We start from the raw sequence: 11,902 nt of genomic DNA, 5'->3' as shown, positions 1-11,902 counted from the left end.
GCTGGGCTTAGCTAGGGGCGGCCTCGGGGCCGGGCCGTCTGGCGGGGGGAACGGCGGTGGCGGGCAGGCAGATCCGGTCGCGGCCGAGCTCCTTGGCCCGGTAGAGGGCCAGGTCCGCAGCGGCGAGCAACTCGATCAGGTCGTCGCCGTGCATGCTCATGATCGCGACACCCACGGAGATCGTCACAGTGATCATGTTGTCGTCCGCCGGGACGGCCATCCGCCCGATACGTGAGCGCAGCCGCTCGGCGACCCTGCGCGCCTCGGTCACGTCGGCCCGGGGCAGCAGGACGACGAACTCCTCACCGCCGAAGCGGCCGACCACGTCGTAGTCGCGCAGCTGGCCTCGGATGGTGTTTGCCACCCCGACCAGGACCTGGTCGCCGACCAGGTGACCGTAGGTGTCGTTGACCCGTTTGAAGTGGTCGATGTCGACGATCAGCAGGGCGAGGGTCTCGCCCGTACGGCGGGCCCGGACGATCTCGGTGTCCGCCTCACGATGCCAGGCCGCGGCGTTGAGCAGGCCGGTCTTGGCGTCGGTACGGGCCGCCGCCTGCAGCTGGGCGTGGAGCAGGCTGCGCTGGAGCAGCACCACCGGCGGCAGGGCGAGCACCAGCAGGGCCAGGTTCAGCCCGCAGGCGATGGCGACGATAACGCCCAGGCAGAGCTCGACCACGTCGAGCAGCAGGCTCTCGCGGTTCCACAGCACGTCCCGCCAGCGGCTGTCGGGGGCGGCGGTGTGCGCCGCGATGGCGATCAGCGCGGTGTTGAGCACGGTGAACAGGACGGCGCAGCCGATGGCGACGAGGATCGGCTCGCCGGTCCCCGCGGGGAGGACGGTCAGGTCGCCGACAAGGGCGTGGAACAGCACCGAGGCCGCACAACCGGCCAGGCCGATCGCCGCCGAGCTGAAGACCCTCCGGTAGACGACCGTCTCACGCACCCGTTTCTGCAGCAGGATCTGGAGCGGAATGGGTGCGAGAAGCGCGTAGACCGGCGGCAGCAGCAGCGCGGCGGGCAGCCACCAGGCGGACAGCAGGTCTCGGGAGACACCGGCGGGCATGCCGAGCCTGCGGGTCGCCTCGATGCAGACGGCGCCGCAGGCCATCAGCGCGACGAAGGTGAGCAGATCATGCCAGTGGAAATCGCTGGATGCAGCGAAAAATCCGATTGCGACCAGATCCAGGGCAACGATGCCGCAAAGATAGACAACCAGCGGACGGCGCTGTCCAAGGATGGGCCACCGATCGGCCAAGGTCGTCACGGTCTCGCGTGATTTGACCGAGGTGTGACTGGGTGCCGCCATGTCGTCCCCTTCTCCGACTAACGATGTGTAACACGATAGTTGCGGAGTGTGCGCCGCGCGATGGGAACCGCTACCTTGACGGAGTGGGGTCCACTCATCTGGTGGCTCACTGTTGCAAATCGCTCTCCCGGAGAGCGGACCATGTGGGAAAGGAGCAGCCATGCTGCGGGGCGTGACCTGGACCTAGGCCCTGTCCCATAGACCTTTCTGCCTGCGATCTTCCGCCTACCGCGCCCGCCCAGGCCTCGCCGTATGGCGTTGCCACCCCAACCTGCGAAAACACTCCGCAAACTTCGCGTTCGCCATGGTGTTCCGGGGATGTCCCGGCCGCCGCAGCACACTGCGGCTTCCCACCGGGGCGGGCGACGCATCACCGGGCCGATCTGCAGGACAGGCAAGGTCTGCGGGACAGGACCTAACGGATGCTCTGGGCATCTGAAAAGGGCAAGTCCATCGGCCCATCCCCTCGGTGCCACCGTGCTCTTCCGGCGGGGCACCGGCCAGGCTTGGCCGATGCCCCCTCCCCTCCCCTTTCAGGTCCCTCCCGCCTTCCTGCCGGCCCCTCCCGTCTCATGCCCTCGTTTCAGCCCCTCCGGCACGTCCCTCCCCGTACGTTCTCTTTCGACGCACCCCCTCTTCCGGCACCTTCCGGCCGCCCCTCCCCTTCTGCACCTTCCGGCATCCTCCCCTCCGGCACCCTCCGGTCCTCCGCCGCCCCTCCCCTTCAGCGCCTCCCAGCCCGTTTTTCCGGTCCCGGCAGGCCCTCCTCCTCGGCTTCATCAGGCGCGAAGACGCGACGGACGAGCCCGGGAGCACCCACCGCCCAGGGCCCGCGCCTCAGATCGTCCAAGGTCGCCTCAGGCCACCGCCCGCACCTCGGCAGGCCACGGCGTCTCGTCCTCCGCCTCCGCCTCCCCCGCGTTCTCCCCGTCTTCCCCGGCCTTCCCGATCTCCCCGACCGGGGCGGGGGCCGGTGGAGGGGTCTCGGCGGAGGTCACGCCCCCCATGGCCCAGTCATGTGTCCCCCGGTCGAGCTCGGTCCGCTGGTCGCGCCCCAGCGTCGGGACCGTCCCACCCCGCTGCGGCTTGCTGAAGCTTCCCAGGCCCCAGCGCAGGTCGTGCCCGAGCGAGTTGGCCTCCACCTCGGGCATGAAACGGCGCTCCCCCTCGTGGGTGAACTCACGGATCCGCAGCCGTCCCTGCACGACAACCGGCTGGCCCACGCGGACCGACTGGGCGACGTTGTCCGCGAGCCCCCGGAAGCAGCGGACGCCGAAGTAGGTCGTCTCACCGTTACACCACTGCTGGGCCGCCCGGTCGAAGTAACGGCTTGTCGAGGCGACCTTGAGCGAGGTGACGCGCGAACCGTCGGGGAAGGTGTGCTGGCGCGGCGGAGCGGCGACGTTACCGGTCAGCGTGACATGGATGTCGTTCATCGTGGCCTCCCATGAGAGCGGGCGGAGTACCCGGCTGTGGAGGACAGAGTGGCCCGTGCCACCTCGGGCACGGGCCACCGAACGACGCTCTGTGGATTACCGCGCGCTCGCGCGGCGGAGCTGTGGACAAGCGCGGGATCAGCCCCGCACGCCCCGCAGCGCGGAGTAGAACTCGTTGTATCTCGCCAGCTCGTGCTCCACCGGCTCGATCACCGCTCTCGACGCCACCCCCGCCACCCTGCGGCGCATCTCCCGTTCGAGCCGGTCGCGCTCGTTGCCCGCACCGAGCATGACGAGGTTACGGCCGGCCACCGCGGTGAGCAGGCCGAGCCCCAGAACGGAGAGGATCATCAGCCCCAGCCAGGGCAGCGACGCCGCGTCGGCGAACATCGCCAGGCCCGCCGGCGGCCTCCCGGCGCCGAACACGCCGTAGGCGAGAGCCGTACCGAACCAGGCGATCCCCGCCAGGAAGAGCAGGACCAGCAGGTACTGCCAGACCAGGAGCAGCCGCCACCAGCCGGGAACCCGGTCCAGCCTCGGCGCGACCTCCGACAGCTCCGCGGAGAGGGTCTGGGGCAGCTGGGCCGCGTGCGAGCGGGCGGCGTCCCTGATCCCGGTCTGCCACGCCTCGTGCATCCCGGCGGTGAGGCCGTCGGACAGGGCCCGCACCGCGTTGTCCACCTCGGCGGCCTGCGCGCTGACCGAACCGCCGGTGAGGCCGCGGATCTCGTCCCTGAGGTCGCCTAGGCGCAGGCTGTTGAGCGGATCGGGGCGGAGCCTGGCCAGCCAGCGGGTGTACGGCCAGCCGACCCACTCGATGGAGCGCACGCCGTACACGTTCTCCATGGCCTCACCGACGGCGGGCACACCGACCGCGTCGCAGAGCGCGTCGGTGAGACCGATCCGGCGGGCGTCGTCGATGGAGGAGGGGGGTGCCGGGGTCCCGTCGGCGGGCTCGATCTTCATCAGGCGGAGCGCGAGCCGGTCGAGGTCGGCCGTCAGCCGCTGGATCGCGGCCCTGCGCCTGGCCACGGTCTCGGCCAGGACGGACTTGAGGTCGTCCACCCCCTCCCCGGTGATCGCGGTGGTGGTGACGATGACGGGGGTGTCGACCCCCTCGCGGCGGAGCAGGCCGTCCAGGTCGGCGACGCACTCGGCCAGTTCGTCCGAGGTCAGCCGGTCGGCCTGGTTGAGCACGAAGATCGTCACTGCTTCGCTTCCGGCCAGCTCGGTCACGTAGCGCCGGTGGGTGGAGGCGTCGGCGTACTTCTGCGGGTCGAGCACCCAGACGACGAGATCGGCGACCTGGATCAGCCGGTCGGCCTCGGTGTCGGTGAGCGCCCGGATGGAGTCGTGGTCGGGCAGGTCGAGCAGGATCAGCCCGTGCAACCGGCTCTCGCCCTTGTCCAGGGCGCTGGCCCTGGCGAAACGGTGCCGCCACTGGATCTGCAGCCAGTCGAGCAGCGGGCCCGCACCCTCCAGGCCCCAGACACAGGCGTGGGTGCGCGCCGTGGTCGGGCGGCGGACCCCGGTCGGCGACAGCTCAAGGCCGGAGACCGAGTTGAACAGCGTGGACTTGCCGCTGCCCGTACCGCCGGCGAGCGCGACCACGGTGTGGTCGGCGGAGAGCTTGAGCCTGTCACCGGCGCGGAGCAGTAGTTGCCCGGACTCGGTGAGCAACATGGGGTCGACCCTGCCCGGTCCCAGCTCCACGATCCGTGCCAGCGCGGTGAGCCTGCCGTCAAGACCTTGGCGAGTCTGGGTGGTGCCAACACTCATCGGGCGACCTCAAGGTTGTACGTTGCCTGGTAGAGGCGGGTGGCGGCGGATTCGTCGGGGATGCCCGCGCCGTCGAGGGCCTGGACGTAACGCGACGTCTCATCGTCGAACAGCGTGGCGATCCGGGCACGCAGATCACTGCGGGCCCTGGCCCCGATGGTGCGCAGCGACTCGGCGCCCAGCAGCGCGTGCACCAGCCGCTGCGGCAGGCCGCCGGTGCCGGGGCCCTCCGCCTCGGTGGAACCGTAGCCGAGCAGCCCCACCACGAAGATCAGTGCCAGTGACTCGACGTCGAACGAGACGAGCCTCGCCACCGACCGCTTGGTCACGCCCTCGGTGCGGATCAGCTCGATGATGTGGTCCTGCCAGCCGCCCACGGCCCGGCTGGTCCTGCGCAGCAGGTCGTCGGAGGCACGGCCCAGGCCCGCGGTGGCGGCCAGGGACTCCCCACCGGGACGGTGCAGCCAGCGCGAGACCGCCTCCTCGGCGGCGCGCTCCGCCGCGGAGACGACGACGGACTCCAGCCCGGCCCGGAGCGCCGACTTCAGCGCGCTGAGCCGCTCGGGGGCCTGGTGGCTCGCCTTCCCGGCGAACCGGCCCGGCTTACGCAGGTGCAGGGCCCTCATGAGGTCACCCGCCCCCGCGAAGTCCTGCCAGCGCGCGAGCACCTCGCCGTGCAACAGCGAGCCGTTCCTGGTCGCCTCCTCGATCTCGGCGAGCGCGGTGGCGTAGGCGGTGTCCACATCACCACGGAGATCACGCCTGAACGCCACCTGGACCTCCAGCTGCCTGGCCAGGGCCGGAACCCGGGTGCGGAAGCTGTCCAGCGTCCCCGACAGGGTCTCCTGTACGGCCTGCGCCCGGCGCTGATCGTCCACCGACAGCTCGGTCAGCCAGAGCCGGAGCTCGGTGACCTCGTGGTCGGGGAGCATGCCGTCGATCACCCTGCTCTCGTTGACGACGAACCGGTCGACCTCTCCGAGGCCGTACTCGGCGAGCATTCTGAAGAAGTGCTTGGTGACCACCTCGCGGGATCTCGGCGGCACCCGGGACAGCACGATGGCCAGCCGGGCCCCGCGCTCCTTGGCGAGGCGGAGCAGCCGCCAGGCGGGGGCGTCGGCGTAGCGGGCCGCGGTGGTGACGAAGATCCACAGGTCCGCCGCGTCGAGCATGCGGTGGGCGATCTCGTGGTGCTCCTCGACGACCGAGTCGATGTCGGGGGTGTCGAGCAGCGCCACCCCCGGCGGGAGCCGTTCGGTGGAGACCAGCACGATGCTGCCGGGCTCCACCTTGGAGCCGGGCGCCTCCCGCCGCCGGAGGCTGCCCAGCAGGTCCCCCTCGGCGAACCATTCATGATCGTCTGGGTGACAGGCGAGGACCGGGGTGCCGGTGGTCGGGCGCCGCACACCGGTGGCGCTGACCGTGGCGTTGGCCAGGGTGTTGAGGAGCGTGGACTTGCCCGCGCCGGTGGAACCCGCGACGACCACGAGCGCCGGCGCGATGCTCATGTGGACCCGTGGGATCACGTAGTCGTCGAGCTGGGCCAGGATCTCGCTCTGGGCCCGCCTGGCCTCCTCGGCACCGGGAAGGTCCAGGCCGAAGCCGAGGTCGGTGACGCTGTCGCGCAGGGAGGCGAGCGCGTTGGTCAGGGCCTCGGAGACGGCCTCGGGCAGCGGCACCTCCCGTACCCGGTCGCTCCCCGCCCCCTCGGCCCCGCCGCCCCACTCCTCGCCGCCCCACTCGCCGTCACCGTGCTCATCGGCGCCGTCCCGCTCGCCACCGTCCTGCTCGCCGTCACCGTGCTCATCGGCGTCGAATCCATCGCAGTCCCCGACAAGGACGGCGCTCTCGTCCGAACCCGCGTCCGCCTCTCCGGCGGAGACGTCATCCCCGTGGGAGACGTCATCTCGGCCGGAGAGGCCGGAGGCGCCGGGGACGTCGCCGGACATGTCGCCGGGGGCGTCGGGGGTGGCCCCGGAAGCGTCAGAAGCGTCGTCGGGGGTGGCGCCGGGGGCGTCGCCGCCGGGACCGCCGCCCTCCGTCTCTCCCGGGGCCCCGGCCGTACCGGGGCCCGTGGAGAGACCGGTCGCGATCTCGGCGTCCTCGCCAGCACCCGCACGTGTCTCCTCGGAGGCCGGCCCGTCGACGGGGGCGGGGGAACCGGTCCCCTCGGGGGCGCCGGTTTCCCGAGAGGTGGTTTCCTGAGGAGTGGTCTCCTGGGCAACGGTTTCCTGAGGGGCGTCGACCTCCTGAGAGACCGAGGCCTCCCGGGAGGCGGCCGCCCTCCGAGAGGCGGCGGGCGCCTGGAAAGCGGCGACGTCCCCGTCCTTGGACGACGAGGTGGAGGCGTCCTTGCCCTGAGCGGCCGCCGCCACCTCGTTCACCGACGAAATGGCCGCCTCGGCCGCCGCGCGGAAGGCCGCGAAGGCGTCGTCCACCGGCGGAGACCCGGCGTCCTCCCCGCGTGAAACAGCGGCACCCCCGCGCACCGGCTCGGCAACGGCTCTCAGGGGAGGGGAGGCACCTCCACCGGTCTGGGAGGGAACGGTCCTGTCCGTCTGGGCGGCGGTGGCACTCCGGCCGATGTGGGCGCCGTCTCCCGAGGAGGCCGTGGCCCCCCTGCCGGCGGCAGTTCCGGCCTTGCCCGCGGCCCCGGTCTCACCGGCGGACCCGGCACCGGCAGGCCCGGTGGCACCCTTGCGAGAAGCAGCCCTGTCTCCGAGCGCGGAGGGGGTCGCGCCTCGCTCCTGGGAGGCGGCGCCTCCCCCGCCCTCGGATCGCGCGGCGTCACCTCCGCCGGAGGAGACGGCGACGTCCTTCCGCTGAGCGGCCGCCGCCACCTCGTTCACCGACGAAATGGCCGCCTCGGCCGCCGCGCGGAAGGCCGCGAAGGCGTCGTCCACCTGTGGAGAGGCGTTGTCTCCGGCGTCGCCGGTCTCCTGCCTCTTGGGCGCAGGCGGCGAGGGGGTGGCGCGAGGGGGTGCCGTGTCGTCGGGACGGATCGCGCGGAAGGTGACCGTCTGCTCGCCGAGGGACTCGGCGTCGTCCGGCGCGGTGTCATCCGGCGGATCCTGGGGGGCGCCGGCGAGGCTGGAGTCGCGCTCGCTCGAATGAGTGGGTCTGTTGGCAGCCGATTTCACGGTACCCGCTCCGCTCGAACCATCTCGACCTCCTGGCCGACCTTCACGACATCGCCGACGATCACGATCGCAGGTGGCCGAATCCCAGCCGCGGTCACGCGCTCAGCTACGGTGGACAACGTAGCGTGAAGAGCTCGTTGGGTGGGAAGAGTACCGTCCTGTACCACCATTACGGGAGTTTCCGGCGAACGTCCCTCTTGTATGAGTGTTTTGGCAATCGGCTGGATTCGTTCAACCGCCATCATGAGAACCAGTGTTCCGGCGGATCTCGCCAGGTTCGACCAGTCGACGGTGGACCGGGGGTCGCCGGGCGGGACGTGCACCGAGATCACATGGAACTCCTGGCTGACGCCGCGGTGGGTCACCGGCACGTTGGCCGCGGCGGGCACGGCGACCGGGCTGGTGATGCCGGGGACCACGACGACCGGGATGCCGGCACGGGCACAGGCCAGCATCTCCTCTCCGCCCCGGCCGAAGACGAAGGGGTCGCCCCCCTTGAGACGGACCACGAACCTGCCCCGCCTCGCGTGCTCGATCAACAGCTCGTTGATCCTCTCCTGGGCCAGGTAGCGGCCATAGGGGATCTTCGCGGCGTCGATCAGCTCGACGTCCGGAGAGAGCTCGTCGAGCAGCGCCTGCGGGGCGAGGCGGTCGGCGACGACCACGTCGGCCTGGGCGAGCAGTTGCCGCCCCCGGACCGTGATCAGGCCGGGATCGCCGGGGCCACCGCCGACCAGCGCGACACCGACCGGTTTGGTGCGGTTCCGCCGGGCGTCGACCGTACCGTCGCGGAGCGCCTCCACGACGGCGTCCCGGATCCCGGCGGCCCGTCGGGGGTCGCCCCCGGCGGTGATCGCCACGCTGATCTCACCCACTCTTCCGCCGGCGGGGGTCCAGGCGGCCGAGGCGTCCTTGTCGTCGGCCCGCACGCACCAGATCCGCTTGGCCTCGGCCTCCGCGGCGACCGCGGTGTTCACCGCGCGGTCGTCGGTGCACGCCTGGACGAGCCAGGCCCCGTCGACGTCACCGACCTGGTACGGCCTGGCCTCCCAGACCACCCGGCCGGTCGCGATGAGATCGTCGAGGGCGTGCGTGACACTCGTCGAGACGATGGTGACCAGGGCTCCGGCCTCCAGCAGCGCCGGGACCCGTCTCTGGGCGACGCGCCCACCTCCCACGACGAGCACCCGCCGCCCGGAGAGACGCAGACCGAGCAGGTAGGGCGACATGGTGACAGATCTCCCGTTCGCACTGGATTGTGAGCATGGCGTGTTAGGAGGTAAACCTACCGGCTAATACTCCGTCGTTCGTTGCTCCCGTGTTAACAACGCGCCAAGGACACCGGCCTTGGCGCACCCGCCGGACCCAAGCCTTCCGCAGGTCAGCCCTCTTTGTCGGTGACCCCGGCGGAGTCGAAGGTCGCCACCTCGTGCATGACCCTGACGGCCGCGCAGACCAGCGGATGGGCGAGCAGCCCCCCGGTGCCCTCGCCGAGCCGGAGTTCCAGCTCGACCAGGGGACGCAGGCCGAGGTGACCGAGCGCGACGGCGTGGCCGGGTTCGGCGGAACGGTGACCGGCCACGCAGTGGTCGACCACGTCGGGCGCCAGTGCCGCCGCGGCGAGCGCGGCCGATCCCGCGATGACCCCGTCGAGGATGACCGGCACTCGCAGGGCCGCCCCGCCCAGGATGAACCCGGCGATCGCCGCGTGTTCCAGGCCGCCGACCGCGGCCAGCGTGCCCAGCGCCGAAAGCGCGGAACCGTCCGGCCCCGGCTCACCGCTCTTTCCCGGCCGCAGGCCGTTGACCCGCAGCGCCCGCCTGACCACCTCGACCTTGCGGGCCAGGGTCTCGTCGTCGGCCCCGGTCCCCCTGCCGGTCACGACGGCCGCGTCCTGCCCGGTGAACGCGCAGATCAGAGCGGCCGAGGCGGTGGTGTTGGCGATGCCCATGTCCCCGGTGATCAGGCAGCGGGCTCCCCGTTCCACCAGGTCGCGGGCGGTCGCGATCCCCGCCTCCAGCGCGGCGACCGCCTGCCCGGCGGTCATCGCCGGGCCCAGGGACAGGTCGGCCGTGCCGTAGGCGACCTTGCTGATCGTCAGGCCCGGCGCGGGGGCGAGGTCGGCGGCCACCCCGACGTCCACGACCGTCACCGAGGCGCCGACCTGGGCCGCGAAGGCGTTGGCCACCGCACCGCCCGCGAGGAAGTTCCCGACCATCTGCAGGGTGACCTCCTGCGGCCACGGGCTGACCCCCTGGGCGTGGACGCCGTGGTCGGCCGCGAAGATCGCCAGAGCCGCCGGGACCGGGAGCGGCGGCGGGCTGGCCGAGGCGGCCCCCGCCAGCCGTACCGCCACCTCCTCCAGCACGCCCAGCGCACCCCGGGGCTTGGTCAGGCTGTCCTGGTGGGCCCGCGCCTCGGCGAGGGCCGCCGGGTCGGCGGGCCGGATCGCGGCGACGGTCTGCTCAAGGATGGTCATGCCCATCAGTCTCCCGTGAAACCCCTGGAACGGTCATGTCATCCAGCGCTCGAAACCATCCGGAGCGGTCATAGCGGTCATAGCGGCCGGAGCCCGGGATCACCGTGTCCGGGAGGATCACCAGACGACGCCGCTGAGCGCCTCCTCGTAGCGCTCGACGACCACATCCGCCAGCCCCTCGCAGTCACCGATGACATCGGCGCAGCGGACGTCCAGGTCCGGATGACCGGCGGCGTAGGCCATGGCCTGGGCCCAGACCCGGTCCAGCACGCCACCGGCGAACAGCAGGTAGGGCACGACGATCACACGCTTGGCGCCGAGGCGGCGGCAGCGCTCGATGCCGCCGGGGACGCCGGGCGGGGTGAGGGAGACGAAGGCGGTCTCCACCGTCATGTACTCGTGGGCGTGCGTCTCCCAGAACAGCCGGGAGACGCGGTGCACGTCGGCGTTGGTGGCCGGGGTGGTGGAGCCGTCGCCCACCAGGACCACCGCGGTCTCACCGATCTCGATGTGCTCGGGCTCGTCGTCGAACGACCCGGCGGCCGCGGGAACCAGGCGGAGGCTGGCGACCTCGGCCGCGGCGTCGGCCAGGCGCTCGGCGAGCAGCGCCAGGATGCGGGGGTCGGAGCCGAGGGGACGGCCGTGGTCGCAGGTGAGCATGGGGTGACGATCCTGCTCCCGGGCCAGCGCCGCGGGGATGTCGGTGTCGATCCGCACGTCACCGGTGAGGCTCAGCGGCAGCGCCACGATGCGGTGGTGTCCCCGCGCGACCAGTGAGGCGACCGAGTCGCTGAGACGCGGCCTGGACCTGGCGATGTATCCACCGGAGACGTCGGCCGCGGTCTGGTCCAGCCGGCAGCGGAGCCGGTGGATGAACCTGCCGAACTCAACGGATCCGTTGTCATCGTGTGAGCCCTGCCCGATGAGCAGCAGCGGGGGCTTCATAGAGGGACTCCAATGACCTTGACCTGGGGTTACGCAGTCGCGACTCGCGAGGATATCCGATAATGGGAGGGCATGGACAGGTAACGAAAGCATAAATCGGATCCGATATCGCCCGAGCCGGAGCGGCCCGGCCTCCGGTCAGAGAACGATCACCACTTCCAGCGTGCGGGGGCCGTGCACGCCCTCCACCCGGTTCAGCTCGATGTCACTGGTCGCCGACGGACCGCTGATCCAGGTGAGCGGCCTGGCCGGATCGAGCCGTCCGACGGCCTCGGGCACTCCCGCCACGATCTGCCCGGCCCGCACCACGCACAGGTGGTGGTCCGGCACCAGGGTCAGCGCCCGCCGCCCCTGACCGGGGCCGGCGTCCAGCACGATCGTGCCGGTCTCCGCGATCCCCACGGCGCAGCCGGTGACCACCCCCCGCGCCGCGTCCAGTTCCGCCGCGCTCAACGGCGGATCGTCGATGATCGACTCCTCGGGCGTCCATTCGGGGGGCAGCCCGTCCGGGACGACGGGCCGGATGATCCCCCACCGGGTCAGCGCCGCCGCGATCGCCCGGGCCACGCCGTCCTCCCCCACCACGTGCACGACGGCCCGGTAGTCGGCCACCCGCTCCGCGAACAGCTCCGCCACGCCGGCCTCGGCGCCCGCCGCGCCGGACGGTGTGCGGTAGGCGCGGGTGATCTCGACGTCCGGCGCCGAGGCCACCGCGGCGCGGATCCTCGACAGGATCAGCTCCCTGCCCGTCACGGCCGTGCCCCTCCCGAGCCGGTCCGGCGCGGCCGGTCCGGTCATCCGGAGGCGCGATTCCGGC

General features: G+C 71.8%; 8 protein-coding genes. All 8 read right to left on the bottom strand.

Going from position 1 to position 11,902, the window contains the following annotated elements; all coding sequences use genetic code 11:
• Positions 1 to 7 precede the first annotated feature (7 nt).
• Complete coding sequence (locus ACWEF2_RS03040) at positions 8 to 1,306, bottom strand: GGDEF domain-containing protein (RefSeq protein ID WP_355598926.1); 1,299 nt, start codon at positions 1,304 to 1,306, stop codon at positions 8 to 10.
• Positions 1,307 to 2,163: 857 nt separating this feature from the next.
• Positions 2,164 to 2,742, bottom strand: coding sequence for a single-stranded DNA-binding protein (locus ACWEF2_RS03035; protein ID WP_453811335.1), 579 nt, complete (start codon positions 2,740 to 2,742; stop codon positions 2,164 to 2,166).
• Between the two features lie 138 nt (positions 2,743 to 2,880).
• The gene (locus ACWEF2_RS03030) at positions 2,881 to 4,521 is read right to left on the bottom strand and encodes a GTPase (protein ID WP_453811333.1); all 1,641 of its coding nucleotides are present in this window, start codon (positions 4,519 to 4,521) and stop codon (positions 2,881 to 2,883) included.
• Positions 4,518 to 7,661 (bottom strand): GTPase, encoded by a 3,144-nt coding sequence (locus ACWEF2_RS03025; protein ID WP_453811331.1) that lies wholly within the window; start codon positions 7,659 to 7,661, stop codon positions 4,518 to 4,520. Before ACWEF2_RS03025 ends, ACWEF2_RS03030 begins: the two co-directional genes overlap by 4 nt.
• The gene (cobA, locus tag ACWEF2_RS03020; RefSeq protein ID WP_453811329.1) at positions 7,658 to 8,890 is read right to left on the bottom strand and encodes a uroporphyrinogen-III C-methyltransferase; all 1,233 of its coding nucleotides are present in this window, start codon (positions 8,888 to 8,890) and stop codon (positions 7,658 to 7,660) included. The genes ACWEF2_RS03025 and cobA overlap by 4 nt, the downstream gene beginning before the upstream one ends.
• A gap of 152 nt (positions 8,891 to 9,042) precedes the next feature.
• Positions 9,043 to 10,140 (bottom strand): nicotinate-nucleotide--dimethylbenzimidazole phosphoribosyltransferase, encoded by a 1,098-nt coding sequence (gene cobT / locus ACWEF2_RS03015; protein ID WP_453811425.1) that lies wholly within the window; start codon positions 10,138 to 10,140, stop codon positions 9,043 to 9,045.
• Positions 10,141 to 10,257: 117 nt separating this feature from the next.
• Complete coding sequence (locus ACWEF2_RS03010) at positions 10,258 to 11,085, bottom strand: sirohydrochlorin chelatase (protein ID WP_355598932.1); 828 nt, start codon at positions 11,083 to 11,085, stop codon at positions 10,258 to 10,260.
• 138 nt (positions 11,086 to 11,223) lie between these two features.
• A complete protein-coding gene (locus ACWEF2_RS03005; RefSeq protein WP_453811326.1) occupies positions 11,224 to 11,838 on the bottom strand; it encodes a LutC/YkgG family protein in 615 nt (204 codons plus the stop codon).
• Positions 11,839 to 11,902: the final 64 nt, after the last annotated feature.

This window comes from Streptosporangium sp. NPDC004631 (assembly GCF_053601935.1).
This window is presented reverse-complemented; position numbering and strand designations above follow the sequence as displayed.